The 25,608-nt window shown below is 74.6% G+C and carries 25 protein-coding genes; 10 read left to right on the top strand and 15 right to left on the bottom strand.

The annotated features are described in order from the left end of the window. Nucleotides 1-2: 2 nt before the first annotated feature. On the bottom strand, nt 3-1,139 hold the full coding sequence (locus HS045_RS27645) for an epoxide hydrolase family protein (protein WP_230884847.1): 1,137 nt from the start codon (nt 1,137-1,139) through the stop codon (nt 3-5). A 115-nt stretch (nt 1,140-1,254) separates the two neighbouring features. Here HS045_RS27645 and HS045_RS27640 point away from each other — a divergent pair, with 115 nt between their 5' ends. Continuing rightward, nucleotides 1,255-1,695, top strand: a complete 441-nt coding sequence (locus HS045_RS27640) for a MarR family winged helix-turn-helix transcriptional regulator (protein ID WP_196454390.1) — start codon at nt 1,255-1,257, stop codon at nt 1,693-1,695. Nucleotides 1,696-1,778: 83 nt separating this feature from the next. Here the strand turns inward: HS045_RS27640 and HS045_RS27635 are convergent, their stop codons facing one another. The 6 genes from HS045_RS27635 to HS045_RS27610 all read right to left on the bottom strand — a co-directional run bounded on the left by HS045_RS27635 (nt 1,779) and on the right by HS045_RS27610 (nt 7,909). After that, nucleotides 1,779-2,972: a lipid-transfer protein gene (locus HS045_RS27635; protein ID WP_196454389.1), complete on the bottom strand. Its 1,194-nt coding sequence runs from the start codon at nt 2,970-2,972 to the stop codon at nt 1,779-1,781. Next, nucleotides 2,969-3,529, bottom strand: coding sequence for a MaoC/PaaZ C-terminal domain-containing protein (locus tag HS045_RS27630; protein ID WP_307827752.1), 561 nt, complete (start codon nt 3,527-3,529; stop codon nt 2,969-2,971). The genes HS045_RS27635 and HS045_RS27630 overlap by 4 nt, the downstream gene beginning before the upstream one ends. Beyond that, nucleotides 3,526-4,719 carry an acyl-CoA dehydrogenase family protein gene (locus HS045_RS27625; protein WP_196454388.1) on the bottom strand — a complete coding sequence of 398 codons (1,194 nt, stop codon included), beginning with the start codon at nt 4,717-4,719 and terminating at the stop codon, nt 3,526-3,528. The genes HS045_RS27630 and HS045_RS27625 overlap by 4 nt, the downstream gene beginning before the upstream one ends. Continuing rightward, a complete protein-coding gene (locus HS045_RS27620) occupies nt 4,719-5,819 on the bottom strand; it encodes a bifunctional MaoC family dehydratase N-terminal/OB-fold nucleic acid binding domain-containing protein (RefSeq protein ID WP_196454387.1) in 1,101 nt (366 codons plus the stop codon). Before HS045_RS27620 ends, HS045_RS27625 begins: the two co-directional genes overlap by 1 nt. Beyond that, nucleotides 5,816-6,982 (bottom strand): acyl-CoA dehydrogenase family protein, encoded by a 1,167-nt coding sequence (locus HS045_RS27615; protein ID WP_196454386.1) that lies wholly within the window; start codon nt 6,980-6,982, stop codon nt 5,816-5,818. Before HS045_RS27615 ends, HS045_RS27620 begins: the two co-directional genes overlap by 4 nt. 165 nt (nt 6,983-7,147) lie before the next feature. Continuing rightward, nucleotides 7,148-7,909 (bottom strand): SDR family NAD(P)-dependent oxidoreductase, encoded by a 762-nt coding sequence (locus tag HS045_RS27610; RefSeq protein WP_196454385.1) that lies wholly within the window; start codon nt 7,907-7,909, stop codon nt 7,148-7,150. Nucleotides 7,910-8,197: 288 nt separating this feature from the next. Here HS045_RS27610 and HS045_RS27605 point away from each other — a divergent pair, with 288 nt between their 5' ends. Continuing rightward, nucleotides 8,198-10,102 (top strand): class I adenylate-forming enzyme family protein, encoded by a 1,905-nt coding sequence (locus HS045_RS27605; RefSeq protein ID WP_196454384.1) that lies wholly within the window; start codon nt 8,198-8,200, stop codon nt 10,100-10,102. Here the strand turns inward: HS045_RS27605 and HS045_RS27600 are convergent. Further along, nucleotides 10,077-10,892 carry a CPBP family intramembrane glutamic endopeptidase gene (locus tag HS045_RS27600; RefSeq protein ID WP_196454383.1) on the bottom strand — a complete coding sequence of 272 codons (816 nt, stop codon included), beginning with the start codon at nt 10,890-10,892 and terminating at the stop codon, nt 10,077-10,079. The genes HS045_RS27605 and HS045_RS27600 overlap by 26 nt on opposite strands. Before the next feature lie 158 nt (nt 10,893-11,050). Between HS045_RS27600 and HS045_RS27595 the strand changes: the two genes are divergently transcribed. Then, entirely contained in the window at nt 11,051-11,932 is an 882-nt protein-coding gene (locus HS045_RS27595; protein WP_196454382.1) for a GbsR/MarR family transcriptional regulator, read from the top strand. A gap of 99 nt (nt 11,933-12,031) precedes the next feature. Here the strand turns inward: HS045_RS27595 and HS045_RS27590 are convergent, their stop codons facing one another. Further along, nucleotides 12,032-13,192, bottom strand: a complete 1,161-nt coding sequence (locus HS045_RS27590) for a steroid 3-ketoacyl-CoA thiolase (protein WP_196454381.1) — start codon at nt 13,190-13,192, stop codon at nt 12,032-12,034. Between the two features lie 271 nt (nt 13,193-13,463). On the opposite strand from HS045_RS27590, the gene HS045_RS27585 reads away from it, so the two are divergent. Next, nucleotides 13,464-14,423 carry a 3-oxoacyl-ACP reductase gene (locus tag HS045_RS27585; RefSeq protein WP_307827751.1) on the top strand — a complete coding sequence of 320 codons (960 nt, stop codon included), beginning with the start codon at nt 13,464-13,466 and terminating at the stop codon, nt 14,421-14,423. On the opposite strand, the gene HS045_RS27580 is transcribed toward HS045_RS27585, so the two are convergent. Continuing rightward, nucleotides 14,335-15,729, bottom strand: coding sequence for an MFS transporter (locus HS045_RS27580; protein WP_196454380.1), 1,395 nt, complete (start codon nt 15,727-15,729; stop codon nt 14,335-14,337). The genes HS045_RS27585 and HS045_RS27580 overlap by 89 nt on opposite strands. Nucleotides 15,730-16,112: 383 nt before the next feature. Between HS045_RS27580 and HS045_RS27575 the strand changes: the two genes are divergently transcribed. Both HS045_RS27575 and HS045_RS27570 read left to right on the top strand, forming a co-directional pair. Next, nucleotides 16,113-16,706, top strand: coding sequence for a TetR/AcrR family transcriptional regulator (locus HS045_RS27575; protein WP_196454379.1), 594 nt, complete (start codon nt 16,113-16,115; stop codon nt 16,704-16,706). Then, nucleotides 16,703-17,545, top strand: coding sequence for an alpha/beta fold hydrolase (locus HS045_RS27570; RefSeq protein ID WP_196454378.1), 843 nt, complete (start codon nt 16,703-16,705; stop codon nt 17,543-17,545). Before HS045_RS27575 ends, HS045_RS27570 begins: the two co-directional genes overlap by 4 nt. Before the next feature lie 111 nt (nt 17,546-17,656). Here the strand turns inward: HS045_RS27570 and HS045_RS27565 are convergent, their stop codons facing one another. Further along, on the bottom strand, nt 17,657-18,274 hold the full coding sequence (locus HS045_RS27565; protein WP_307827750.1) for a TetR family transcriptional regulator: 618 nt from the start codon (nt 18,272-18,274) through the stop codon (nt 17,657-17,659). Nucleotides 18,275-18,413: 139 nt separating this feature from the next. Then, nucleotides 18,414-19,070: a TetR/AcrR family transcriptional regulator gene (locus HS045_RS27560; protein WP_196454376.1), complete on the bottom strand. Its 657-nt coding sequence runs from the start codon at nt 19,068-19,070 to the stop codon at nt 18,414-18,416. Between the two features lie 80 nt (nt 19,071-19,150). Here HS045_RS27560 and HS045_RS27555 point away from each other — a divergent pair, with 80 nt between their 5' ends. Together HS045_RS27555 and HS045_RS27550 are read left to right on the top strand one after the other, a co-directional pair. Further along, a complete protein-coding gene (locus HS045_RS27555) occupies nt 19,151-19,543 on the top strand; it encodes a VOC family protein (RefSeq protein WP_230884844.1) in 393 nt (130 codons plus the stop codon). Nucleotides 19,544-19,557: 14 nt separating this feature from the next. Next, nucleotides 19,558-19,914 (top strand): DUF1801 domain-containing protein, encoded by a 357-nt coding sequence (locus HS045_RS27550; RefSeq protein ID WP_196454375.1) that lies wholly within the window; start codon nt 19,558-19,560, stop codon nt 19,912-19,914. A 66-nt stretch (nt 19,915-19,980) separates the two neighbouring features. Here the strand turns inward: HS045_RS27550 and hsaA are convergent, their stop codons facing one another. After that, the gene (gene hsaA / locus HS045_RS27545) at nt 19,981-21,147 is read right to left on the bottom strand and encodes a 3-hydroxy-9,10-secoandrosta-1,3,5(10)-triene-9,17-dione monooxygenase oxygenase subunit (RefSeq protein WP_196454374.1); all 1,167 of its coding nucleotides are present in this window, start codon (nt 21,145-21,147) and stop codon (nt 19,981-19,983) included. A gap of 253 nt (nt 21,148-21,400) precedes the next feature. Here hsaA and HS045_RS27540 point away from each other — a divergent pair, with 253 nt between their 5' ends. Together HS045_RS27540 and HS045_RS27535 are read left to right on the top strand one after the other, a co-directional pair. Further along, on the top strand, nt 21,401-22,582 hold the full coding sequence (locus HS045_RS27540) for a Rieske 2Fe-2S domain-containing protein (RefSeq protein ID WP_196454373.1): 1,182 nt from the start codon (nt 21,401-21,403) through the stop codon (nt 22,580-22,582). Next, nucleotides 22,579-22,884 (top strand): ferredoxin, encoded by a 306-nt coding sequence (locus HS045_RS27535; protein ID WP_196454372.1) that lies wholly within the window; start codon nt 22,579-22,581, stop codon nt 22,882-22,884. Before HS045_RS27540 ends, HS045_RS27535 begins: the two co-directional genes overlap by 4 nt. Before the next feature lie 27 nt (nt 22,885-22,911). On the opposite strand, the gene HS045_RS27530 is transcribed toward HS045_RS27535, so the two are convergent. Both HS045_RS27530 and HS045_RS27525 read right to left on the bottom strand, forming a co-directional pair. Then, nucleotides 22,912-24,558, bottom strand: coding sequence for an ABC transporter permease (locus tag HS045_RS27530; RefSeq protein WP_196454371.1), 1,647 nt, complete (start codon nt 24,556-24,558; stop codon nt 22,912-22,914). After that, nucleotides 24,555-25,559 (bottom strand): ABC transporter ATP-binding protein, encoded by a 1,005-nt coding sequence (locus tag HS045_RS27525; RefSeq protein ID WP_196454370.1) that lies wholly within the window; start codon nt 25,557-25,559, stop codon nt 24,555-24,557. The genes HS045_RS27530 and HS045_RS27525 overlap by 4 nt, the downstream gene beginning before the upstream one ends. Nucleotides 25,560-25,608: the final 49 nt, after the last annotated feature.

The following is a 25,608-nucleotide window of genomic DNA, read 5'->3' as shown; positions in this document are numbered from 1 at the left end:
GACTATTCCAGCGCCGGGGCGGCCCGTCCATCGGTTTTCGCGCTCCCGGCTTCCGTACGGGCCGTACGGGTGAGGAAGAACTCCCGGACGTCCTCGGCGAGCAGCTCCGGCACCTCCATCGCGGCGAAGTGGCCGCCGCGGTCGAACTCCGACCAGTGCCTGATGTCGTACAGCCGCTCGGCCAGCGGTCGCACCGACTGCGTGATGTCGTGCGCGAACACCGCCACGCCGACCGGCACCGGGCACGGCTCGGCCCCCCGCGGCGTCTCACGCGACAGCCGCGCCGAGGAGGCCGCGGTGGCGGTCAGCCAGTACAGCGAGATGTCGGTGAGCATCCGTTCGTCGCTGATCGGCGAGCGCGGGTCCGTCCACTGCGCGAAGCGCTCGGCGATCCAGGCCAGCTGGCCGACCGGCGAGTCGGTCAGCGCGTAGCCGATGGTCTGCGGGGTGGTGGACTGCAGAGCCTGGTACGGCGGGCGGTTCGCCATCAACCGCCGGATCTTGTCCAGCCGGGCTTCGTCCGTCTCGGACAGTTCGATGCCGGAGTCCGGGACCGGCCGGGTCGGCAGGTAGTTGATGTGCACCCCGACGACCTGCTCGGGCGCGACCCCGCCGAGCGCCGTCGAGATGCCCGCGCCGAAGTCGCCGCCCTGCGCGCCGTAGCGCTCGTACCCGAGCCGGCGCATCAGTTCGGCCCAGGCCCGCGCGACCCGGACGACGTCCCAGCCGCGCTCGCGGGTCGGCCCGGAGAAGCCGAAGCCCGGGATGGACGGGATCACCAGGTGGAAGTCGCGCGACAGCGGCTCGATCACGTCGAGGAACTCCAGGAACGAACCGGGCCAGCCGTGCGTGAGGATCAGCGCGAGCGCGTCCGGCCGCGGGGAGCGGACGTGGACGAAGTGGATGTTCTGGCCGTCGATCTCGGTGGTGAAGTGCGGAAGCCTGTTGAGTTCGGCCTCGTGCGCACGCCAGTCGTAGCCGGTGCGCCAGTACTCGGCCAGCTCCTTGAGCCGCGCCAGCGGGAAGCCGTAGTCCCACCCGGCGTCGGCGACCTCGTTGGGCCAGCGGGTGCGGGAGAGCCGGTCCCTCAGGTCGTCGAGGTCGGCCTGGGGGACGTCGATGCGGAACGGCTCGATCATGGTCTTCACTCCAGGGGATTCACTCATTGGCGTCGCCAACGTTGGCCTTCCCAACGTTGGTGGAGCCAACTGTACACAGATTAATTGGCCGCGCCAACGATGTAGGGTGGTCGCCGTGGAAGAGACACCCGCGCGCCTGGCCGCGAAGCCGAGCTGGCTGCTCACCCAGCTGGCGGTGCACGCCCACCGGCTGGCGTCCGACGGCTTCGGCGAGGTGGGGGCGCGCGGGTACCACTACCGCATCCTGGCCGCGCTGGACGAGTTCGGAGCGGCCAGCCAGGCCGAACTCGGCCGCCGGGGCAACATGGACCGCAGCGACGTCGTGGCGGCGATCAACGAACTGGCCGAGCGGGGGTTCGTCGAGCGGACGCCGGACCCGGACGACCGCAGGCGCAACCTGGTGACCCTCACCGCGGCGGGCGCCCGGCAGCTGCGGCGCATGGACCACGCGCTCGACAGGGCGCAGGACGCGCTGCTCGAACCGCTCCAGGCCGAGGACAGGCAGACCCTGACCCTCCTGCTCGCCCGGCTGCTCGCGCACCACCGGCGAGAGTGACCATCGCCGGCGGTGGCCGCCCCGCTCACGCGTCCGGGCCCAGGATGAGCCCGCTCACGCGTCCGGGCCCAGGATGAGCCCGCTCACGCGTCCGGGCCCAGGATGAGCCCGCTGGTGGGCACGCCCGTGCCCGCGGTGACGATCACGTCGCCGGGAGCGCCGGGCTGGTTGACCGAGGTGCCGCGGACCAGGCGCACGGCCTCGGCGATGCCGTTCATGCCGTGCAGGTACGCCTCGCCGAGCTGGCCGCCGTGGGTGTTGCAGGGCAGCCGCCCGCCGAGTTCCAGGTGCCCGTCGGCGATGAAGTGCCGGGCCTCCCCCCGAGCGCAGAAGCCGAGCTCCTCCAACTGCGGGAGCACCAGCGGGGTGAAGTGGTCGTAGAGGACCGCCGCGCCGACGTCGTCCGGGCGCAGGCCGCTCTGCGCGTACAGCTCCCGGCCGACCAGCCCCAGCTCCGGGATGCCGGTGATCGACGGCCGGTAGTAGCTGGTCATCATGTGCTGGTCGGCTCCCGAGCCCTGCGCCGCGGCGCGGACGACCGCGGGCGGGTGCGGCAGGTCGCGGGCCCGCTCGGCGGAGACGACGACCAGTGCCTGGCCGCCGTCGGTCTCCTGGCAGCAGTCCAGCAGGCGCAGCGGCTCGGCGATCCAGCGGGAGGCCTGGTGGTCGGCGAGGGTGATCGGCCGCCCGTGGAACCAGGCGGCCGGGTTGGTCGCCGCGTGCCGCCGGTCCACCACGGCGACCCGGCCGAAGTCCTCGCTGGTAGCGCCGTACTCGTGCATGTAGCGGCGGGCGAACATCGCGACCCACTGGGCGGGGGTGGACAGGCCGAACGGGGTCATCCAGGAGTAGGCCGCGCCGTCGGCGCCGGTGTCCGTCGGCCGGTCCGCCTGGCCGAGGCCGTAGCGCACGCCGGAGCGCTCGTTGAAGGCGCGGTAGCAGACGACGACGTCGGCGACGCCGGCGGCGACGGCCATCGCGGCCTGCTGCACGGTGCCGCAGGCGGCCCCGCCGCCGTATCCGACGCGCGAGAAGAACCGCAGCTCGCCGATGCCGGTGCTGCGGGCGACGTGGATCTCGGAGTTGGTGTCGGCGGTGAACGTCACCAGCCCGTCGACGTCGGACGGCTGCAGCCCGGCGTCGGCGACGGCCGCCAGCACCGCCTCGCAGGCCAGCCGGAGCTCGCTGCGCCCGGAGTCCTTGGAGAACTCGGTGGCGCCGATGCCGGCGATCGCGGCGGCGCCGGAGAGCGGCCCGGGACGATCGTGCCGGGTCATGCGGAGCCCTCCTCGCCGGAGCGGCGCTCCCCGCCCCGCGGATCGGCGTCCGGGGCCGGACGCCCTTCCGGGACCGGACGCTCCTCCGGGGGCCGGTCGTCCCGCCCGGCGGTACCGGCTCCGGAGGAGCCGCCGGCCCGCGGGAGCCGGACGACCACGGTGCCCGTCACGTGGGCGCCCAGGCCGTTGTCCCCGCGGACGGCCACCTCGACCCGGCCGTCCCCGTCCTCCTTGGCCGTGACGGCACCGGTCAGCACCATGGTGTCCCCCGGGTGGTTCGGCGCGCCGAGCCGGATCCGGATGGCCGTGACGACGGCCGCCGGACCCGCCCACGCGGTGACGAACCGTTCGACCAGGCCGTTGGTGGTCAGGATGTTCATGAAGACGTCCTTCGAGCCCCGGGTGACCGCCAGCGCGGGATCGTGGTGCACGTCCTGGTAGTCGCGGGTGGCGATCGCGGTGGCGACGATCATGGTCCTGGTCAGCGGGATCGCCAGCTCCTCCAGCGTGTCGCCCACCGCGACCTCGTCGTAGGTCCTGGAGCGCGGCGGGGTCACGACGCCGCCCTCCCGTCCGCCAGCGCGTCGCCGAGCCGGGCCAGCACGGCGCTCGCCCCGCCCAGGGTTCCGGCGGTCTGCCGCCCCCACAGGAAGTGGCGGTGCACCGGGTAGTCGACGTCGACGCCGATCCCGCCGTGCACGTGCTGGACCCGGTGGACCACGTTCAGTCCGGCCTCCGCGGCCCACCACTGCGCGACCGCGACCGGTACGGCCGCCGCCGCGGGATCCTCCTCGATCGCGCAGACCGCCTGCCAGAGGCAGACCCGCATGGCGTCGATCTCGATGTAGCAGTCGGCGAGCTGGTGCTGGACCGCCTGGAACGCGGCCAGCGGGCGGCCGAACTGCTCCCGTGCGGCGAGGTGGCCGACGGCCAGCCGCAGCGCGCCCTCGGCGACGCCCAGCTGGAGGGCGGCCAGGGCCACGGTGGCGAGCTCGACGGTGCGGCCGACGGCCCCGTCCCCGGGCAGGCCGACCGCCTGCGCCGCCGCGCCGGTCAGCACCAGGTTTCCCGCGAGGTCGCGGCTCGTGGTCTCGGCCCGTTCCCAGGCGATCCCCTCCGCCCCTCGGACCCCTCCGAATCCTCCGGTCCCGGCGGACCCGGCGGACCCGGCGGACCCGGCGGACCCGGCGGACCCGGCGGCGAGCAGGAACAGGCCGGGGCCGGTCCCGGTGGCCGCGGAGACGAGCACGTGGGCGGCCCCGGCGGGCGAGGGCACGACCGCCTTCACGCCCGTCAGCCGCCAGCCGCCGTCCGCGGCGCCGTCCGGCCGGGCCGTGCACCGCGGCTCGCGCGGGTCGTGCGGACCGAACTCCTCCAGGGCCACGGTGAGCCGCGCCGATCCGTCCGCGATCCCCGGCAGCAGGGCGCGGCGCTGCCCCGCCGTACCGTGCGCGGCGATCGCGAGCGCGCCGACGAGCGCCGGCCAGACCGGTACGGGGGCCACCCGGCGGCCCTGCTCCTCCAGCAGGACGCAGAGCCCAGCCGGTCCCAGCCCGGCGCCGCCGTACTCTCCGGGCAGGGCGACGCCGAGCAGGCCGGTCTTGGCCAGTTCGGTCCAGAGGTCCTCGTCGATCCGGTCCGGGGAGCCCTCGACGGCGCGGACCCGGTCGGTGGCGGCGCGGTCGGCGAAGACCTCCCGCGCCAGGTCGCGGACCGCCTCCAGCTCCTCGCCGAGGGTGAAGTCCATCACTGCTCCTCCTGCTCGGCCGGCCGGAACACCGGGAGCGACAGATCGGGGTCGGGGTCGATCCAGTCGAGGACGACGGGCATGCCGATCTCGACGGCCTCGGGGGCGACGCCGGCCAGGCCGGTGATGAGCCGGGTGCCCTCGGCCAGCTCGACGAGCGCGACGAGCAGCGGGAACGCGAAGGCGGGGTGGCGCGGGTGGTGGTTGACCACGTAGCTGTAGACGTGGCCGCGACCGGAGGCCTCGACGGTGTCCCAGTCGAAGGAGCCGCACCGCGGGCAGCAGGGACCGGGCGGGTGCCGGAGGGTCTCGCACCCGGCGCAGCGCTGGATCACCAGCCGGTGCTCGCGCGCGGCCTCGAACCAGAAGGCGTTGTCCCGGTTGAGCGCGGGCCGGGGCCGCGGCGCGCCGGACCGTCCCGCGGGGGTGCCGCCGGGCTCCCGTGCGGGTTTCCCGGCCCGCTCCCCGGCCCGCTCCCGGGCTCCCCCGTCCGGGGCCGGGGTGCGTCTCCGCGCGGGATCGAACCACAGGATGCGCCAGCGCTGGACGGCCACGACCTCGCCGCCGCCGTCGCGGTAGGTCTTCAGCGTGGTCACGAAACGCCCCGCGCCCAAGGCGGTGGTCTTCTCCGGGGAGACCGACTCCACGACCTCCTCGACGCCGACGCGGTCTCCGGGGACGAGCTCCCGGCGGAACTCGAACTCCGAGTCGGTCGCCACCACCGAGGTGTACCCGCCCTCCTCCAGCAGCGCGAGCAGTTCGCCGTAGACCTCGCCCGCCCGGTCCCGCGACGGCGCCGTCACCGTCGCGGCGTACCCCGGCATCGTCCAGACCTGGACCATGGAGGCGGGGGCGACGACGCCGGGCCTGCCGGTGGCGCGGGCCGCCGCCTCGTCGAGGTGGACCGGGTTGCCGTCCTCCATCGCCTCGGCCCAGTGCCGGATCATCGGCAGGTTCACCGGGTCCGGGCCGGGCCGGAGCGGGGTCAGCTCCCGTCCGGTGAACGCCTGCAGCCGCTCCTCGTAGTCGCCCGCGCGGTCCCCCGGCGCCGCGGAGCCCGGTGCCGCGGACGCCGCCGGTCCGCCGGTCCGCCCGCTCATGCGCCGCGTCCCCGCCGGGGCAGGCCCAGCCCCTGGGTGGCGACCATGTCCCGCAGGACCTCGTTGACGCCGCCGCCGAAGGTGTTGACGATGCCCTGCCGGGAGAGCTGCTCGATCTGCCCGGCGAGCGCGGCGCCGGGCGACTCCGGGCGGATCCGGCCGGCCGCGCCGAGGATCCCGGTCAGGGTCCGCTGCACGTCGATGTGGGTCTCAGTGCCGTAGACCTTGGCCGCGCCCGCGTCCGCGCCGGAGAGCCCGCCCCGCTCGACCGCGCCGGCCATCTTCCAGTTCAGCAGGCGCATCGCCTCCAATCGGGCGTGCGCGCGGGCCAGGTCGCGCCGCACCCAGGGCAGGTCGAGCGCGCCGTTCTCTCCGGCCCACGCGAGGACGTCCTCCCAGAGCCGGATCATCCGCCCGCCGAGCGCGGCCAGGCCGATCCGCTCGTGGTTGAGCTGGGTCGTGATCAGGTTCCAGCCGCCGTCGACCTCGCCGACGACCGCGCTCGCGGGCACCCGCACGCCGCTGTAGTAGGTGGCGGTCACGGTCATCCCGCCGACCGTCCGGATGGGGCTCCAGGAGAAGCCGGGGGCGCTCGTGGGAACGATCAGGATCGAGATGCCCCGGTGTTTCGGGGCGCCGGGGTCGGTACGGCAGGCCAGCCAGATGTGGTCGGCGGTGTTCGCCCCGCTGGTGAAGACCTTGGCCCCGTCGACGACGAACTCGTCGCCGTCGCGGACCGCGCGGGTCGTCAGCGACGCCAGGTCGGTGCCGGCGCCGGGTTCGGTGTAGCCGATGGCGAAGACGATCTCACCGGAGAGGATGCCGGGCAGGAAGCGCCGGCGCTGCTCCTCCGAGCCGTGGCGCATCAGCGTGGGGCCGACCGTGTTGACGGTGACGAACGGGAACGGGATCCCGGCCCGCTGGACCTCGTCGAAGAACACGTACTGGTCCTCGGCCGACCGGCCCCGCCCGCCGTACTCGACCGGCCAGCCGAGGCCGAGCCAGCCGTCGGCGCCGAGCCGGCGGACCACCTCGCGGAAGCGGTCCCCGCCCACGCCCTCCTCTCCGGCGCGGCGGCGCTCGTCCTCCGGCAGCAGGTCCGCGAAGTAGCTCCGCAGCTCCGTGCGGAGCCGCCGTTGCTCGGCGGTCTCCCGCAGGTCCATGTCCGCTCTCCTTCTCGGGACGCCGCCCGTCGTCGTGTCAGGGGTGATGAACCGCGTGCCCGCGCCGTGCATGGGCCCGCGCCGTGCCCGTCCGTGCGCAGGTCCGCGCCGTGCCCGTCCGTGCGCAGGTCCGCGCCGTGCCCGTCCCGTACTCCGGCGCGGCCGTCATCCGAAGTTCGCCTGCCCGCCGTCGAGCGGGACGGTGGCGCCGGTGAGGTAGCGCATGCCCGGGCCGACGAGCGCCGCCACCGCCCGCCCGATGTCCTCCTCGCAGTCGCCGACGTAGCCGAGCGGGATCGTCCTGCGGAACTCCTCCGCCTCGGCGGGGTTGGCCTCCATCCACCACCGCAGTCCCGGCGAGAGCGCGTGCGGGGCGATGGAGTTGACGCGGATGCCGTCGGCGCCCCACTCCGCCGCGGCCGTCCGGGTCAGCGACCGGATCGCCTGCTTGGCGGCGGCGTAGGCGCCGTAGGTGCTGGGGTCCCAGCGGACCATGGCCGAGCTGACCAGGTTGACGATGTTGCCGCCTCCCCGCCGCTTCAGGTGCGGGTGGCAGGCCCGCATGAGCGCGAAGGTCGCGAAGGGGCCGTTGCGGAAGCCCCGCTGGAAGTCGTCGTCGCTCATCGAGAGCAGCGGACCGAACGCGCCCGTATAGGCGTTGTTGACCAGGATGTCGATCCCGCCGAACCGGGCCGCCACCCGCTCCACGACGTCCGGGGCGGCGTCGGTGTCGCTCACGTCGCACGGGAACGGCTCCGCCTCCGCCCCGCGTTCGCGGACCAGCGCGCAGGTCTTCTCCAGTTTGGCCGCGGTCCGGCCGAGCCCCGCGACGGACGCGCCCTCCGAGGCGAGCGCGAGCGCGATGCCCCGCCCCACGCCCTGCCCGGCTCCGGTCACGATCGCGGTCTTCCCGTCGAGGCTTCCCACACGCTCTCCCGTCTCGCCGCAGCCGCCGCCCACCCGCAATGGTGGGGGCGGCGCCGTTCCCGCGGGGACCGGAGGTCCCGCTCACCGGGAACGCCCCCGGCGGACGGCGCGGCGGTCCCGGTGACCGGGACTCCGCGTCCCGCGCCGCCGTCGGCGGTCACAATGGGCGGCCGGAAGCGCGTGCCGGACGGTGCCCGCGGCCGACCCCCGGGCGGCGCCCGCCGGCGCCGGACGGGGTCGGCCGGGGGCCGGCCGGCGCCTTCGATCCGGCGGGACGAGGGGAAGACGATGAGCGTACCTGCGGATCCGCGCGCCGCCGCGGCGCAGATCATGGCGCGCCTGACCGGCCCCGGCGGCGCGTTCGAGCTGGCCGAGGAGGAGGTGCTCGGCTCGCGGATGCGGGTGTTCGCCCACCGGCACGCGAACCTCGGCGAGGTGCTCGCCGCGTCGGCCCGGTTCGGCGACCGCGACTACGTGGTGACCGAGGACGAGCGGCTGAGCTTCGCCGCGCACGCCGCACAGGCCGCGTCGCTGGCGCGGGCGCTCCGGCAGGAGTACGGCGTGCGCGCGGGCGACCGCGTCGCGATCGTCGCGGCCAACTCCCCCGCCTGGATCGTCACGTTCTGGGCCGCGGTCGCGCTGGGCGCCGTCGCCGTGGGCTGCAACGCCTGGTGGACCCGGCGCGAGATCGCGTACGCGCTGGAGCACACCGAGCCGAAGGTGGTCGTCGCGGACGCCGAGCGGGCGGCTGCCGTCGCGGACGCCGTGCGGGCGGCGGGCGGGGACGGCCTGCGAGGCGGCACCGGGAACGGCCTGCGGGGCGGTGCCGGGAACCGCGCCCGGGACGGTGCCGGGAACCGCGTCCGGGGCGGCCCCGCCGTCCTGAGCGCCGAGGAGGACGTCCCGCGCCTGGCCGCCCTGTTCCCGGACGCGGTCCCGCCGGAGTGCGGCGCCGCCGAGGACGACCCGGCGGTCATCCTGTACACCAGCGGGACGTCCGGCCGGCCGAAGGGGGCGGTGCACTCGCACCGGAACCTCACCTCCGTCATCGAGTACCACCGGCTCAACGACGCCGTGGCCCGCGCGTTCGGCGACCCGGCCGATCCGGCCGACCGGCGGTACCTGCTGGCGCTGCCGCTGTTCCACATCGCCGGGCTGCACAACCTGGCCGTGCCGCGCCTGGCGACCGGCAGCGCCGTCGTCATGCACCGGGGCGCCTTCGACGTGGACCGGGTGCTGCGGCTGATCGAGCGGGAGCGGGTCACCAACTGGGGCGCGGTGCCCACCATGGCGCACCGGCTGATCCGGCACGGCGACCTGTCGGGCTACGACCTGTCGTCGCTGACCGCCTTCGCCCTGGCCTCCGCGCCGTCCTCGCCCGCGTTCAAGGAGCGGCTGCGGGCGGCGCTCCCGGTCGCGCGGCACGCCCTGGTCGACAGCTACGGGCTGACCGAGTCCTCGACCGCGATCTCGGTGGCCACGCCCGCGGACCACGCGGAGGCGCCCGGCACGCTGGGCCGCCCCGTGGCGACCGTGCAGCTGGAGATCCGCGGCCCGGACGGCCGCGCGCTGCCCGAGGGCGAGGAGGGCGAGGTCTGCGTGCGCAGCCCGTTCAACATGCTCGGCTACTGGCGGGACCCGGAGGCCACCCGCACCGCGCTGCGCGAGGACCGGTGGCTGCACACCGGCGACGTCGGCACGGTCGAGGGGGGACGGCTCCGCCTCACCGGCAGGCGCTCCGACCTGATCATCCGCGGCGGGGAGAACGTCTACCCCGCCGAGGTGGAGGGCGTCCTGGCCGAGCACCCGGACGTCCGCGAGTGCGCCGTCGTCGGCGTGCCCCACGCGGACCTGGGCCAGGAGGTCGCGGCGGTGGTCGTCACCGGCGGCCGCCGGGCGGTCGGCGAGGAGGAGCTGCGGGCGTACGCCGCGGAGCGGCTGGCCTACTTCAAGGTCCCGGCCCGGTGGCGGATCACCGCCGAGCCCCTCCCCCGCAACGCGACCGGCAAGGTGGTCCGGCGCGCGGTCGAGCGCTCCGCCGCCGGAACCGGCGGAACGACCGAGACCGACCGAGCGGCCGGAACCGACGGGGGCGCCGGGGACGCCCGGGAGGCCCGGCCCGCGGAAGCAGGCGAGGAGGCCGGGGACTCCTTCGCTGATCCCCGGCCTAGCCCGAGGCCAGGCCGGCGGTGACGGCGATGAGGCCGAGCAGTTGGCCGGTCGTGTTGCCGATGACGTGGACCCACAGGGACACGCGCAGGTCGCGCCCGCGCCAGGTGCACCAGACGGCCGGCAGGAAGAGCAGGACCCGTGAGAAGAACTGCCACGGCGTCCAGAAGTGATACAGGGAGAACAGGGCGGTGTTCACCGCGGGCGCCCAGCGGCCGGCCGGCAGCCTCGGCAGGAGGAATCCACGGAAGTAGAGCTCCTCGGTCACCGGGCCGAGCACGCCCGACAGGATCAGCGACACGGCGAGGGTCGTCACGACCTTCGATTCCGCATGGCCGGTGAAGGCGCCCGTCGTGCCGGAGACCTCTGACGCCCACGGGAGCCAGGCGAACACGCGCTCCTGCAGGACGCGGTCGACGGGCTGGGCGACGCTGCCGGCCACGAAGGTCCACAGCACCAGTCCGGTGACCACGCCGACGAGCGGCCACCGGCGTATGGGCCTGTCCGCGTAGGCCACGACGCCGCGAAGCGACCGGCGCCCGCCGGGACGCGCGCCGAGCCAGAAGAGCGTGCCGAGCTGCACCGGAACCAGGCCCAGGCACATCGCCAGCACCCAGGCCAGGAACGGCGGGTATCCGATGGCGCGGACGAGCGGTCCGGTGAGCAGGAGGTAGGCCAGGACGATGGGCACGCCGGGCAGCAGGTGCAGCGCCAGCGATGTCGCCCAGGAGTGGCGTCCGCCCTCGATCGCCGACCGCAGGCGGCCCGCGGTCGAGGGAGCGGGACGCCGGCTGAAAGATGAGGGACCGGGCACGCGTGCCACCTCCGTTGCATTGATTGTTTCCGCGATCCGCAACGATAGGGTCGTCCGGTTGTCTGCTTCAGAATGCAGTTGCATGAGGCCGATCCGGTGCAACGCGAGCGAGGGGTTCGTTGCACGCGGTTCTTCTGTTGCAACGGAGAGGGGATCTGGTGCCGGGTCGCAGGCTCACCGCCCGGGAACGGAAAGTGATCGCGGACGGGCTGGCCGCCGGCGACTCGTACGCCACCGTGGCACGTCGGCTGGGCAGACCCACGTCGACGGTCAGCCGGGAGGTGGGCCGCGCCGGCGGCACCGCCGCCTACGTGGCCGCGTCGCGTCCGTCCGGCTCCGTCACGCCACCGACACGACGCGGGCCGGCCGGCGCGGCGACGGAGCGCGACGCCCTCGCGTCCGACGCGATCCGGACGCTGTCCGCGCCGTTCCACGACAGCGGTCTGCCGCGAACGGCGTCCGCGGTGCTCGCGTCGCTCATCATCGCGGAAGCCCCGGTCTCCGCCGCGCAGCTCTCCCGCCGGCTCGGGGTCACCCACGGCACCGTCTCACGGGCCGTGGGATACCTCGAGAGACTCTCCGTCCTGCACCGCGAATCCGTCGGCCGTCAGGACCGGTACTCCCTCGAACCGCGTGTCTGGTCCCGCGTCCTCGAACTGAACGCGCAGCGGAACACGCGGTGGCTGGCCGCCGCACGCCGCTGCCTCGGCATCGCGGAGATCGGTCCGGTCGGCCGTGAACGGCTCACCGCCATGACCGACTTCCTCCGGCGGTTGGGCGCCGACATGAACGCGGCGGCCGCGAACGCCGACGACCCGGTCGGAGACGACCTCGCCGTCCTCCTGGCGGCTCTCGTGCGCCACCGCGCCCCGCTGCCGGGCTCGCGCCTGCTCGCCTCCCTGGCCTGGCCCGCCCGGCGCCTCGAGGCCGTGCTCGCCTGGCTCGAAGAGAACCCGGACGCGCTCTTCCCCCTCACCGTGCGGGTGACCGGGGCGGGGCTCGTCGCGGACGCCCACCCGGAGGCCCTGCCCGGCCGGTGAGGGACACGTCGTCCGCCGGGTCACCGGCCGCGTACGCCGCAAAGGGGCCTGCTCCGCGCAGGCGCGCGGGAGGATGCGGCGGCCGGGCCGACGGAGCCGTCAGATCCGCTCGATGACGGTGGCCGTGGCGTGGGCGCCGCCGGCGCACATGGTGACCAGGGCGGTCGAGCGGTCCGACCGCTCCAGCTCGTGCAGGGCCTGGGTGAGCAGCCGGGCGCCGGTCGCGCCGACCGCGTGCCCGAGGGCGATCGCGCCGCCGTTGACGTTGACCCGGTCCATGTCGGCCTTGTGGACCTGGGCCCAGGAGAGCACCACCGAGGCGAACGCCTCGTTGATCTCCACCAGGTCGATGTCGGACAGCGCCATCCCGGCCGCGCGGAGCACGTGCTCGGTGGCCTGCACCGGCCCGTCCAGGTGGTAGTAGGGGTCGGAGCCGACCATGCCCGAGGCGACGATGCGGGCCCGGGGCCGGAGCCCGAGGGCGCGGGCCTTCTCCGCGCTCGTCAGGAGCACGGCCGCGGCGCCGTCGCTGATCTGCGAGGTGGTCCCGGCGGTGTGCACGCCGCCGGGCAGGACGGGCTTCAGCCTCGCCAGCGCCTCGGCGCTCGTCTCACGCAGGCCCTCGTCGCGGGTGACGAGGGCCGTCTCGCCCGTCGGCCCGTCCGGACCCACGACGGGCGCCTCGACCGGCACGATCTGGCCGTCGAACCGCCCCTCGGCCCACGCGGCGGCGGCCCGGCGCTGCGAGGCCAGGCCGAGGGCGTCGGTGTCGGCGCGGGTGACGCCCCGCCGCTCCGCGATGCGCTCGGCGGCGGTGAACTGGTCGGGCAGGTCCACCGACCAGCCCTCCGGGCGGGGGCTGCCGGTCTCCGGGGTGATCGCCTGCCCGAGGAAGACCCGGCTCATGGACTCGATCCCGCAGCCGATCCCGGCGTCGATCGCCCCGGAGGCGATCAGACCGGCGACCAGGTGGACGGCCTGCTGGGAGGAGCCGCACGCGCAGTCGATCGTCGTGCAGGCGGTGCCGTACGGCAGGCCGGCGTGCAGCCAGGCCTGGCGGGTGACGTTGTTCGACTGCTCCCCCGCCTGGGTGACGCAGCCGCCGACCACCTGGCCGATCGCGGCCGGGTCCACCCCCGTGCGCTCCAGCAGGCCCTTCTGGACGAGGCCGAGCAGCTCGGCCGGGTGCAGGCCGGACAGCGCCCCCCTGCGGCGGCCGACCGGCGTGCGCGCGGCGTCGACGATGACGGCTTCAGCCATGACTTCTCCTCGTTTCGGTCGGTCCGCCGGAGGACGCGCGTGCCCGCGGACGGCCGGTCCCACCGGCCGACGGACGGACCGACGGACCAACCGACGGACGGACCGGCCGACCCCACCGGCCGACCCCACCGACGGGCCGACCTGGCGGGCCCCGGCATCACGGCGCCACGGCGTGAGGCTAGAACGGATTCCCTTTCCGTACGCCCCGGGTCCCACTGAGTGGTCCAGTCCCGCCGATCGCACGGGAACGCGTACTAGTTTTCCCTCCACCGTGACCGCGCGCACGACGGGAGCCGAGGACATGAGCGTGGACGTCACCCTGGAGGGCAGGACCGCCGTCGTCACCGGCGCGGGCGCCGGGCTCGGCCGCAGCGAGGCGCTGGCGCTGGCCGCGCGCGGCGCGAACGTCGTCGTCAACGACGTCGGGCCGGGCGCCGCCGACGTCGCCGCCGAGATCGAGGCGCTCGGCCGCAAGGCCGTCGCGGTGACCGGCGACGTCGGCGAGTGGTCCACGGGCGAGCGCCTCGTGCGGACCGCCGTGGAGTCCTTCGGCGGCCTGGACATCGTGGTGAACAACGCGGGCGTGCTCCGCGACCGGATGCTGTTCAACCTCACCGAGTCCGACTGGGACGAGGTCGTCCGCGTCCACCTCAAGGGGCACGCCGCGGTGTCGCGCGCGGCGGCCGCGCACTGGCGCGCGGCGAGCAAGGCCGCCGGCGGGCCGGTGTACGGGCGCATCGTGAACACCTCCTCCGAGGCGTTCCTCTTCGGCTCCCCCGGCCAGCCCAACTACGCCGCCGCCAAGGCCGGCATCACCGCACTGACCCTCGCCACCGCCCAGGGCCTGGCCCGGTACGGCGTGCGCGCCAACGCGATCTGTCCCCGTGCCCGCACCGCCATGACGGCGGGCGTGTTCGGCGCGAGCGCGCCCTCCGGCGGGCCCGACCCCCTGGACCCGGACCGGGTGGCGACCTTCGTGAGCTACCTGGCCTCCCCCGCGGCGGACGGGATCACCGGCCAGGTGTTCGTCGTCTACGGCGACATGGTGGCGCTCCTGGCGCCGCCGGCGGTGGAGCGGAAGTTCACCGCCGCCGGCGGCGCGTTCTCGGTCGAGGAGCTCGACGGGCTGCTCACGCCGTACTTCACCGGGCGCGATCCGCACGAGACCTTCGCCGCCCACGGCGTGGCGCTGCTCGACGCCGCGGGACCGCAGAGCGCCTCCTCCTCATGACCGCACCCCAGGCCGGCACGAGCGCGAGGAGCCCGTACGGCACGGCGAACAGCGCGAACACGACGCCGTGCCCGGCGAACGCGGAGGCGGCGGCGTAGAGCCCGTAGACGGCGACCGTCGCCAGCCCCGTGCCGAGGCTCGCCAGGGAGGTCACCGTCGCGCGGCTCGGTCCGGTGATCCCGTCCTGCAGCCGCGCGTCGGCCGTCACGCTCGCCAGCTGGAAGACGCAGAAGGCCGCGGCGACCGCGGCGAGCCCCTCGGGGCGTCCGCTCAGCGCGCCGCCGGCCAGGGCGAGCGCGCCGAATCCGAGCAGCGCCGCGAACCCTCCGGCGCCCAGACGGCGCCCGGCCCCGGCGAGCAGGCCTCCGGCCGTCACGCCCGACCAGACCAGCAGTACCCAGAGCGGTACGGCGGGCCTGGGGACGCCGGTCTCCTCCGCGAGCAGGGCGACGTACTCCTCCAGCGCGCCCCAGACGGCCGCCGTCGCGGGGACGAGCAGCAGCGACCGCCGTACGGAGCGGTCGTCCCGCACCTCGGCCAGGCCGGCCCGCAGGACCGCGGCGTACCGGCGGAGGCCGTCCGCAGCGCCCGGGTCATCCGGGCCGCCCGGGTCATCCGGGCCGCTCGGGTCATCCGGGCCGCTCGGGCTCATCGAGTCCTCCGGACCGGCCGGGATCGGCGGGACCACCGGATCCCGGCCCCCGGCCGGTGAGCAGCGCGCGCGGTGCTCGGGGAACGCCAGCCCCGCGGCCGAGCAGAGCAGGCAGGCGAGCACGCTCGCCGCGCCCAGCGCCCCGTGGCCCCCGGCGGCGAACACCGGGCTCGCCGCCGCGGTGGCCGCGGCGACCGCGACCATGCCGACGACCTCGGCGCGGCCGACGATCCGGGCGTACCGGCCGGACTCGCCGAGGCGGTCGAGTTCCTCGTACACCAGCGCCTCGAAGGCGCCCGAGGCCATCGCCCCCCGCGCCCCCCACAGCACGAAGCCGAGGGCGAACGCCCCGTAGGAGGGGGCGGCGACCCAGAGGGCGTAGCCGACGGCCGCCGGGAGCGGGGCCAGGACCAGCAGCAGCCGGCGCGAGACCGCGTCGGCCCACACGCCGGAGGGGACCTCCAGCACGATGCCGGTCACCGACCAGATGACGAACAGCGAGGAGATCTCGGCGACGGACAGCCCGGTGTCGGCGAACAGCAGGGCGTACACCGGGTACAGCAGGATGAACTCGTCGAGGAACGTGTAGGCGTAGACCGCGGCTGCCAGGCGGTTCGCGCGCGTTCCGGGCGCACGGGAAGAAGAAACGATCATGAGGTCTTTCCCTGGGGGCGATTCGGACGTCCGGAAGCCGGGGCTCCCGGGGGTCCGCGGCAGCGCGCCCCGCGTCGACCTCTAGCGGTTGATTAATGTCGCCATGTCACGACGGTGATTCTAGACGACCGGGCCCGGCGCGGGCAGGCCTCCCGCAGCCGCTCCACTCCTCGTCCGCGGTCACCGGCGGCCCCGGCCGGAGAGCCGCCCCCGCCCGCCTGGGCGGGAGACGGCGTCCCCGGTCGCGCCCCGGGCCTCCGGCCTCCGGAGACACGCATCCCTTCTCGCCTGCGCGCGACCTGCGTTGCAATCCTTGGCATCCAAGAAATAAGCTAGGAGACCTAGTTTCAGTCGAATGACATTAGGAGAGGAACGGTGCGCGCATGGCACGGGCGGGGTTGACGGCGGAGCGGGTGACGCTCGCCGGAGCCGAGCTGGCGGACGAGGTCGGGCTCGACCACGTGACGATGTCGGCGGTGGCGCGGCGGCTCGGAGTGAAGGACGCGAGCCTGTACGCGCACGTGCGCGGCCTGGAGGACCTGCGCGGGCGGATCGCACTGCTGGCGGCGGACGAGAAGACCGTCCGCATCGCGGAGGCGACCGCCGGGCGGGCCGGAAGAGACGCCCTGGTGGCGTACGCGAACGCCTGGCGGGAGTACGCCCACGCCCACCCGGGCCGCTACACCGCGACGCAGATCCCGATCCGGATCGACCCCGAGCTCGTGGCCCGCGCTCCCGGGCCGCGGCGCGCGGTCGAGCTGACCTACAGCATGCTGCGCGCCTACGCGCTGGACGAGCCCGACCTGACCGACGCGGTCCGGCTGATGCGCAGCACACTGCACGGCTTCGTCAGCCTGGAGGCCGCCGGCGGCTTCGCGCACGCGCGCCCGGCGGAGGACTCCTGGCTCCGCTGCCTCGACGCCCTGCACGCGCTCCTGGAGCGCTGGCCCGCACCCCGCGAAGGAGACCCCTCATGACCGGTCCGACCGTCGGCCGCCTGCGGGTGGACGGCGCCACCCTGCACTACGAGACGCGGGGGCGGGGCCCGCTCCTGCTGCTGATCCCCGGCGGCACGGGAGGCGCGGCCGCCTTCGACGGCATCGCCGACGACCTGGCCGCCGACCGTACGGTCGCCTCCTACGACCCGCGCGGCCTGTCGCGCAGCCCGCTGGACGACCCGGAGGCCCGGCAGCACGTCGCGCAGCACGCCGACGACGCGTTCCGGCTGCTGGAGCTGCTGTCTCCGGACGCGCCCGCCCGCGTGGCCGCCTGCAGCTCGGGCGCGATCACCGCGCTGCACCTGCTCACCGCCCATCCCGAGCGGGTCGAGCGCGTCGTGGCGCACGAGCCTCCGGTGGTGGAGGTGCTGCCCGACGCCGCCGAGCACCGCGCGCTGCTCGCCCGCGTCCAGGACACCCTCCTCCGGGAGGGGCCGATGCCCGCGGCGGCCGAGTTCGCGGCGGGCCTCCGACGGCCGGGCGCCGCAGACGCCGTCACCGCGGAGGCCGCCGCCGAGCTGCCGCCGCAGGCGGCGGCCCGGGTCGCGCGGACGATGGCGGACCTGCCCTACTTCCTCGGGCGGATCGTGCCGGGCTTCATGTCCTACGTCCCCGACCTCGACCGCCTGGCGGCCCTGTCGGACCGGCTCGTGCTCGCGGGCGGATCGGACTCGCGCGGTGAGCTGCCCTACCGCCCCGCCGCCTTCCTGGCCGAGCGGTTCGGCACGGAGCTCGTCCACTTCCCCGGCGGGCACACCGGCCTCAGCACGCACCCCGCCGAGTTCGGCGCCCTGCTCCGCAGGACGCTGGACGCCTGACCGGGCCTGGTCACCCCGGGCGGGGGTCCTGCGGCGGTCGCACACCGGCGCGCCCGCCCGCACTGCGTCGGCCGGGCGTGCCGCGCCGGCCGGGCGTGCCGCGCCATCGGCTCAGCCCCGGGGGGCGTTCGAGCGCGGGGCGAGCAGGAGCCGGCAGGCGAGCCGGATGTCGCTCTCGGTGCCGGCGGCGGGAACCCGCCCGTTGAGGCTGGACTGCAGCACGCCGTACCAGCACTGCAGCAGGAGCCGGACCAGGGTGACGTCCTGGACGGTGGGGTCGCCGATGCCGAGGACCCGCAGGACGATGCCGCGGAAGGTGTCGTCGATCCGGGCGGCGTCGGCGACCGCGGCGGCGTTGGCCGCGTTCGCCGACTGGAGCATCGCGGTCGCCAGGGCGGGCGTGCGCAGCAGCTGCCGGCTGGCGGTCACCAGCACGTCGCCGACCGCGTCCTCCGGGCTCGTCCCGGGCTCGGGCGGCGGCAGGCTCTCGCCGAACCGGTCGATCCGCTCGGCCATGACGGCGGTGAACAGGTGGGTCTTGGAGGGGAAGTACCGGTACAGCGTGCCGATCGCCACGCCCGCGGCCTTCGCCACCTCGTGCATCTGCACGCGCTCCAGGCCCTTCTCGGCCCCGAGGTGCGCGGCCGCGCGGAGGATGCGCAGGTGCCGGGCGTGCTGCTCGGGTGAGCTGGGCTCGGCCGGCGGCCTGGCTTCGGCGATCCTCGGCACGTTCTCCCCCGGTCGTCGGCGATGCCGGATAGACAATACACACGGCCCGGCGCGGACCCGCCAAGTCCGGATACCGGTGAGTGGGACGCCCGTCGCCCTCCCGTCAGGCATCCGTCCGCCCCGGAGGAGGGCCCGCGCTTCACCTTCCGGCGGCGCCGCTCCTCGCCGGGGAGGACGCGCCCTGCCGGTAGGCGGCCAGGAACGTGCGGGTGGCGGCGTCGGCGAGCCGGGGCAGGTCGTCGTCCTGGTAGGTGCCGCCGCAGAACATGACGCGGTTGACCGGAATCCACAGCAGGAGCCCGACGAAGTGATCGGCCGCCAGGGCCGGGTCGTCCACGGACAGCAGACCGCGTCCGGCGAGGCGTTCGAAGCAGTCGGCGAGGGCGGCCAGGACGCGTTCGAAGCCCTGCCGGTACCAGGCGGCCCCGACGTCGGGGAAGCGCTCGGCCTCGGCGATGACCAGGCGGCGCAGGGCCAGCAGTTCCGGGTGCATGAGCGCGGCGATGAAGCGGTGTGCCAGCTCGGCCAGGTCGCGGTCTAGATCCTCGGTGCCGGCGAGGGTGCGGGTGACGAGCCGGACGAGGGCGTCGACCTGGCCGGTGGTGTCCAGGACGATGCGGGTGAACAGCTGCTCTTTGTCACCGAAGTGCTTGTAGATCGTCTGCTTGGAGACCGCCGCCGACGCGGCGACCTCGTCCATGCTCGTGCCGGCGTAGCCGTGGCGCAGGAAGGCCGCCGTGGCGGCTTGCAGGATCTGAGCGTGCTTACGGGCCGTACGGCCGGTGCCTTCTTCCATGCCTCCAGATTAGTACTAGACAGTCCAGTTCTCTACTAGTACTGTACCGTCTAGTTCCATAAAGGAAGCGAGGAGCCCCCATGCTGTTCATCAACCTCCCCGTGAAGGATCTGGCCGCCTCCCGCCGTTTCTTCACCGCTCTCGGCTTCGTCTTCGACGACCGGTTCGCCGACGAGAAGATGGAGGCGATGGCCGTCGGAGCCGACACGTTCGTGACGCTCCTGACCGAGGACTACTTCGCCACCTACACCGACAAGAAGATCGCCGACACCGGCAGCGTCGCCGAAGCCATATTCGCCCTGGGTGTCGAGAGCCGCCGGCGCGTCGACGACCTCGTCGAGACCGCCCTGGCCAACGGCGGCAGCGCCTCCGGTGAGACCAAGGACCTGGGCTTCGTCTACACCCGCGGCTTCGCCGACCCCGATGGCCACCTGTGGGAGGCCACCCACATGGACTTCTCCGCCGCGCAGTGAAGGGAACCACGATCATGACCACGACCGGCACCGAGATCGACGACTACATCACCACCAGGCTCCAGCCGCAGTACCAGGAGACCGTCGCGACCCTGCGCGCGCTGATGGCCGAATGCGCCCCGGGGGCCGCCGAGTGCCTGACCTACGGCTCTCCCGCCTGGCGCGGAAAGAGGATCCTCGCGGTCATCAGCCAGAGCAAGACCCACCTGACCTTCGCCTTCGAGCGGGGAGCGGAGTTCGAGGACGCCCACGGCCTGCTCGCGGGAAACGGCAAGAAGACCCGTCACGTCAAGATCAAGGTGCGGGACGGGGTGAACGAGACGGCCCTGCGCGACTACATCGCCCAGGCCGTCCGCCTCGACCAGATCTGACCGGCCTTCGGACAGACCCGGGCCGCGGCTCCCGCGCTGAGGCGCGGCCCTGCCGGGGAGAAGCCGTCAGATGAGGTCGTCCTCGACGGTCAGGCCGAAGGCGCTCCTGCCGTACATCGCCAGGGCCCGCTCGACGTCGTTGGCCACGTGCACGCTGCCGGCGTGGGCGTCGCGCCAGGCGCGCTCGATGGGGTTCCCGCGCCGGAGCGAGTTCCCGCCGGCCGTCTTGAACAGGATGTCGATCGCCTCCACCGCCCGCTCGGTCCCGCGGACCTGGTCCCTGCGGGCGCGCAGCCGCAGCTCCATCGGGATCGCCTCGCCCCGGAGCGCGTACCGGTACACCTCGCGCACGTTGCGGTCCGTCTGCAGGACCGCCGCGTCGATCTCGGAGGCGGCCCGCGCGACGGCCACCTGGGCGAACCGGTCCTCGGCGAACCGGCCGCCGCCGAGGCTGAGCCGTACCCGGTCGCGCATCGCGGCGAGGTAGGCGTCGTAGCAGCCCGCCACCGCGCCGATCACCGGCGCGGTGATCGCGGAGGTGAACAGCGTCGCGAACGGCATGCGGTACAGCGGGCCGGTGTTGACCTTCTGGCCGGGGCCGCGCAGCTGGGCCTGCTCGTAGTTGCGCATCGTGCGGTGCGCCGGGACGAAGGCCCGCTCGACGGTGATGTCGTTGCTCCCGGTGCCGCGCAGGCCGATCACGTCCCAGACGTCGTGGATCCCGTAGTCGGCGCGGGGCACCAGCACGCTCATGAAGTCGACCGGCCTGCCCTCCGTGCCGACCACCGTCGCGCCCAGCACGGCCCAGGACGCGTGGTCGCAGCCGGAGGAGAAGCTCCACCGGCCGGACAGCTCGTAACCGCCCTCCACCGGGGTGAGCCGGCCCATCGGCGCGTACGACGAGGAGACCAGCGCGCCCGGGTCCGCGCCCCAGACCTCGTCCTGCGCGGCCTCGGCGAACATGCCGACCTGCCACTGGTGCACGCCGAACAGGGAGGCGACCCAGCCGGTGGAGCCGCACGCGCCGGAGATCTCCCGGACCGCCGCGAAGAACTCCACCGGGTCGCGCTCGGCGCCGCCGTACCGCTTGGGCTGCAGCATCCGGAAGACCCCGGCCGCGGCGAGCTCGGCGACCGTCTCCTCCGGGATCCGCCGGTCCTCGTCGGCGGACCGGGCCCGCCCGGCGATGCCCGGCAGCAGCGCGCGCACCGGCTCCAGGACCTCGTCGCTCATGGTCTGCGCTCCCCTGTGTCCACTCGTGCCCGCCCCTGTCCGCCCGCGTCCGCCTGTTATTCGCCATGGCCGTCGGGTGCCGACCACGATGGTGCGTCCGGCGGCGGCGGATCGGCGCGGGCATCCCGGCCACCGGGACTGCCGGCCCGTACGGCGCCGCCCCGGCCTACCGTTTCGCGGAGGATCCGGGAAGCGGAGGGTCCGGGAACCGGAGAGCCCGGGAGGGCGTGCGTCCTGAAGGGATGGGTTCAGCGTGACTGCAGCCGAGACCGAGCGGGACGGCGTCCGCGCCATCGAGGCCGGCGCCGTGCCCGCACGCTTCGCCCGGGGATGGCACTGCCTGGGCCTGTCCGACCGGTTCAAGGACGGCCGGCCGCACACCGTCACCGCCTTCGGCGCCAAACTCGTGGTCTTCCGGAGCGGCGACGGCCGGCTCAACGTGCTCGACGCCTACTGCCGGCACATGGGCGGGGACCTGTCCCGCGGCACGGTCAAGGGCGACGAGATCGCCTGCCCGTTCCACGACTGGCGCTGGGGCGGGGACGGCCGCTGCAAGAAGATCCCCTACGCCCGCCGGGTCCCGCTGCGCGCCCGCACCTCGGCGTGGACCACCATGGACCAGGACGGCATGCTGTTCGTCTGGAACGACCCCGAGGGCAACCCGCCGCCGCCCGGCGTCACCATCCCCCGCATCGCGGGCGCGACACGCGACGACTGGACCGACTGGGTCTGGCACGAGACCCTCGTCGCCGCGAACTGCCGCGAGGTCATGGACAACGTGGTCGACATGGCGCACTTCTTCTACGTGCACTACTCGTTCCCGACGTACTTCAAGAACGTCTTCGAGGGCCACGTGGCCACCCAGATCATGAAGGGCCTGAGCCGCCCGGACGCCCGGCCGCCCGCCAAGGAGGGCCGTCCGGGGATGCTCGGCAACACCTCCGTGGCCGCCTACCACGGGCCGTCCTTCATGATCGACGACCTGACCTACCACTACGAGGGCATGGACATCGACTGCGTCCTGATCAACTGCCACTACCCCGTCGACGCGAACTCCTTCATGCTGCAGTCCGGCATCATCGTGCAGCGCAACGAGCGGCTGGGCGGCGCCGGGGCCGAGGAGATGGCCGTGCGGCTGGGCGACTTCATCCTCAAGGGCTTCGAGCAGGACGTCGAGATCTGGAAGAACAAGGCCCGCATCGACAACCCGCTGCTGTGCGAGGAGGACGGACCCGTCTACCAGCTGCGCCGCTGGTACGAGCAGTTCTACGTGGACGCCGCCGACGTCACGCCGGAGATGGTGGAGCGGTTCGAGTTCGAGCTGGACACCACCCGGCCGGTCGAGGCGTGGCAGAAGGAGGTCGAGGAGAACCTCGCCCGCCGGGCCGCCGCCAGGAGCTCCGCCAGGGACTCCGCCGGAGGCGGGACCGCATGACGGTCCGCCCGGACGAGCGGCTGCTGGACGGCCATCCGATGCTCCCGGTGCGCTGCCGGACGTGCGGCGCCGGCGTGCAGGCGCGCAAGGCCAGCTGGCAGCAGACCAGCGTCCAGTGGAGCGCCGAGGCCGTGCGGACCTGCCGGGAACGGCGGGCCTCCGTCCCGGGCGAGGGCCCGAACGGGGGCGTCTTCCCCGCCTGCGAGGCGCTGCACGCGTCGATCACCCAGGCGGCGCTGGACGGGGAGCTCCCCGTACCGGACGACCCGGGGCCGGGACCGCCCGGAACGACCGACCCGTGACCGGCACCACCCGGAACGACCGGCCCGTCACCCCGGCAGGCCGCCTCTCCCGCGCCGGCCGCTCGCGACGGCGACGGCCAGCACCCCGGCGAGCGTCCAGGCGGCCACGACCGCCAGGTCCGCCCACGGCCAGGGGCGGCCCGCCGGATCCAGCGCCGCCACCAGCGCGTGCGAGAGGTGCTTGAGCGGGAACACGTCCCCGGCCGTCTCCAGCACGCCGGGCAGCGGCCCGCCGACGACGAAGACGTCCGAGACGAAGGCCAGCGGCAGGAAGGTGCCCAGAGTGATCGCGTTCGCGGTCGCGGCACGGGGCGCCAGCGTCGCCACCAGCGTCCCCAGGACGGCGAAGCAGGCCACCCCGAGCAGCACCGTCACGAGTGCCGCGGGCACGGCCGGGAGCCCGATCCGGACGTCGTAGCCGAACGCCGCGACCAGCGCCAGCACGACGGCGGTGGCCAGCGTGACCCAGAGTGCGCAGGCGATCCAGCCCGCGTAGTAGGCCCAGTCCGGCAGCGGGGTGCCGGCCAGCCGCTTGGCCACGCCCCGCTCCCGGTCGCCGGCGACGGCCTCGGCGAGGTTCACGTAGGCCGAGACCCCGACCGTGTAGGCGGTCATCGCGGCCAGCATGAACAGCGGCAGCCGCACCCCCTCCACCTGCGCCTCTCCGAAGACCAGGGAGATGAGCACCAGCAGCAGCACCGGCAGCACCGCGGTGAAGAACGCCGTGGACAGGTCCCGGCGGAGCCGGAGCGTGGCGTGCGCGGTCTGGTCGCCGATCAGCCGCCACGCCCGGGGACGGCCCGCGGGACGCGCCGGGCGGCCGGGCGCCGCCCCCGCCGCTCCCGCCGTCCTTACCGCTCCCGCCGCTCCCGCCGTCCTTACCGCTCCCGCCGTCCCCGCCGCTCTCGTCTGCGGCCGCTCCCAGCGGAAACGCCGCACCGCCACGGCCCCGGCGCCCAATCCCCAGGCCGCCAGGACGGCCAGGTGGTCGGCGTGGAAGCCCGCTCCGCTCAGGAAGGGATTGAAGTCGTCGCGTACGGCCTCGGCGAAATGGCGCAGCGGGAAGACCCATCCGACGGTCTCCAGCCAGGCGGGCATCCGGGCGCCGACCAGGATGACGTCGGAGATGAACGCCAGCGCCAGCAGCAGGCCGGTGCCGATCAGCTGCACCGCCGCCGCGTTGCGCACCAGCGCGACGACGGCGAAGCCGAGGGCGGTGAAGCACAGCGCGCCCAGCGCCAGGGTGACCAGCAGCGCCGGCACCGTATGCCACACCAGGTGCACGTCGTAGAAGACCAGTCCCGCCCCGAGCAGCACGACGACCGTCGCCGCCGCGATCGCCAGCGACGCCCCGGCCAGACCCGCCATCAGCGCCCAGGCGGGCACCGGGGTGCCGCGCATGCGCTTGAGCCAGCCGCGGTCGCGCAGGTCGGCCAGGTGGATGGCCAGGGCGCCGAAGCACCCCTGGGCGATGCCGAACACGGTCATGACCGGGACGACGAACTGCATCACGCGCACGCCGGAGCCGGGGTCGACCGTCCCGCCGCCCACCGCCGCGCCGACGATCACCGTCATCAGCAGCGGCATCGCGACGGTGAAGAACGCCGTGACGGGCGTGCGCAGGAAGGAGAGCGTCTCGTGCCGGGCCAGGCGCGCGACCAGCCGGACGCTCATGACCGCCTCCCGTCCACCGGCTCACCCTCGGCGGCCGTCCCGCTTCCCGCCCCGCCGCCCGGCCCGCTTCCCGCCCCGCCGCCCGCCCCGGCCTCGGGCCGTTCGGCGGCCTCCTCGACGAGGTCGAGGTAGACCTCCTCCAGACTCGGCCGCGACAGGGTCAGCGAGGTCAGCTCCGCGCCCCGCTCCAGCGCCCACCCCGTGAGGACGTGCATGTCGCGGGCGGGCTCCCCGGTCCGTACGGTGACCGTCGCGCCGTGCGCCCGGGCCTCGCCGGTGAGCGCCGGCAGGTCGGCGGGGGCCGCGCCCTCGGGCAGCCGGAAGGACAGCACGCTGCCCCGCCCGCCCCCGCCGAGCGCGTCCGGCGCGCCGACGGCCACCAGCCGCCCCGCGCGCAGCACCGCGACCCGGTCGGCCAGTCGCTGGGCCTCGTCCATGTAGTGGGTGGTGAGCAGGATCGTGGTGCCCAGCGCGCGCAGGCCGTCGACCAGCTCCCAGGCACGGTGCCGGGCGGAGGGGTCGAACCCGGTCGTCGGCTCGTCCAGGAACAGCAGCTCGGGCCGGCCCACCAGGCCCAGCGCCAGGTCCAGGCGGCGTTTCTGCCCGCCGGACAGGGTGCGGACCCGGGCGTCCTTCTTGTCCGCCAGGCCGACCTGCTCGATCACCTCCTCGGGGCGGCGGGGACGCGGGTAGAAGCCCGCGTACAGCCACACCAGCTCGGTGACGGTGAACTCCTCCTCGAACCCGGCCTCCTGCAGCACGATCCCGATGCGTTCCCGGTAGGCGCGCCCGCCGGTGGCCGGGTCGAACCCGAGCACCGAGACCGTGCCGCCGTCCCGGTTCCGGTGGCCCTCCATGATCTCCACCGCGGTGGTCTTCCCGGCGCCGTTCGGCCCGAGGAGGGCGAACACCTCGCCGTGCTCGACGGTGAAGCTCACTCCGTCGAGCGCGTGCACCGCTCCGTAGCGCTTGCGCAGTCCATCGACGATCACCGCGGCCATGTCGGCTCCTCACCTCGGTGATCCCGACGATCCGCCGCCGCGCCGGAAC

It is taken from the genome of Planomonospora sp. ID82291 (assembly GCF_015711645.1).
GTDB lineage: Bacteria > Actinomycetota > Actinomycetes > Streptosporangiales > Streptosporangiaceae > Planomonospora.
Note: the sequence above shows the minus strand (reverse complement) of the source record. Positions and strands in the feature narration are given on the sequence as shown.

Excerpts from the sequence above, each read along its gene's own strand:
- HS045_RS27535 (WP_196454372.1), top strand. The coding sequence starts at position 22,579 with ATGACGGTCCGCCCGGACGAGCGGCTGCTGGACGGCCATCCGATGCTC.
- HS045_RS27570 (WP_196454378.1), top strand. The coding sequence starts at position 16,703 with ATGACCGGTCCGACCGTCGGCCGCCTGCGGGTGGACGGCGCCACCCTG.
- HS045_RS27555 (WP_230884844.1), top strand. The coding sequence starts at position 19,151 with ATGCTGTTCATCAACCTCCCCGTGAAGGATCTGGCCGCCTCCCGCCGT.
- HS045_RS27530 (WP_196454371.1), bottom strand. The coding sequence starts at position 24,558 with ATGAGCGTCCGGCTGGTCGCGCGCCTGGCCCGGCACGAGACGCTCTCC.
- HS045_RS27590 (WP_196454381.1), bottom strand. The coding sequence starts at position 13,192 with ATGGCTGAAGCCGTCATCGTCGACGCCGCGCGCACGCCGGTCGGCCGC.
- HS045_RS27645 (WP_230884847.1), bottom strand. The coding sequence starts at position 1,139 with ATGATCGAGCCGTTCCGCATCGACGTCCCCCAGGCCGACCTCGACGAC.
- HS045_RS27580 (WP_196454380.1), bottom strand. The coding sequence starts at position 15,729 with ATGATCGTTTCTTCTTCCCGTGCGCCCGGAACGCGCGCGAACCGCCTG.
- hsaA (WP_196454374.1), bottom strand. The coding sequence starts at position 21,147 with ATGAGCGACGAGGTCCTGGAGCCGGTGCGCGCGCTGCTGCCGGGCATC.
- HS045_RS27550 (WP_196454375.1), top strand. The coding sequence starts at position 19,558 with ATGACCACGACCGGCACCGAGATCGACGACTACATCACCACCAGGCTC.
- HS045_RS27560 (WP_196454376.1), bottom strand. The coding sequence starts at position 19,070 with ATGGAAGAAGGCACCGGCCGTACGGCCCGTAAGCACGCTCAGATCCTG.
- HS045_RS27575 (WP_196454379.1), top strand. The coding sequence starts at position 16,113 with ATGGCACGGGCGGGGTTGACGGCGGAGCGGGTGACGCTCGCCGGAGCC.
- HS045_RS27605 (WP_196454384.1), top strand. The coding sequence starts at position 8,198 with ATGAGCGTACCTGCGGATCCGCGCGCCGCCGCGGCGCAGATCATGGCG.
- HS045_RS27615 (WP_196454386.1), bottom strand. The coding sequence starts at position 6,982 with ATGGACCTGCGGGAGACCGCCGAGCAACGGCGGCTCCGCACGGAGCTG.
- HS045_RS27525 (WP_196454370.1), bottom strand. The coding sequence starts at position 25,559 with ATGGCCGCGGTGATCGTCGATGGACTGCGCAAGCGCTACGGAGCGGTG.
- HS045_RS27635 (WP_196454389.1), bottom strand. The coding sequence starts at position 2,972 with ATGACCCGGCACGATCGTCCCGGGCCGCTCTCCGGCGCCGCCGCGATC.
- HS045_RS27625 (WP_196454388.1), bottom strand. The coding sequence starts at position 4,719 with ATGGACTTCACCCTCGGCGAGGAGCTGGAGGCGGTCCGCGACCTGGCG.
- HS045_RS27620 (WP_196454387.1), bottom strand. The coding sequence starts at position 5,819 with ATGAGCGGGCGGACCGGCGGACCGGCGGCGTCCGCGGCACCGGGCTCC.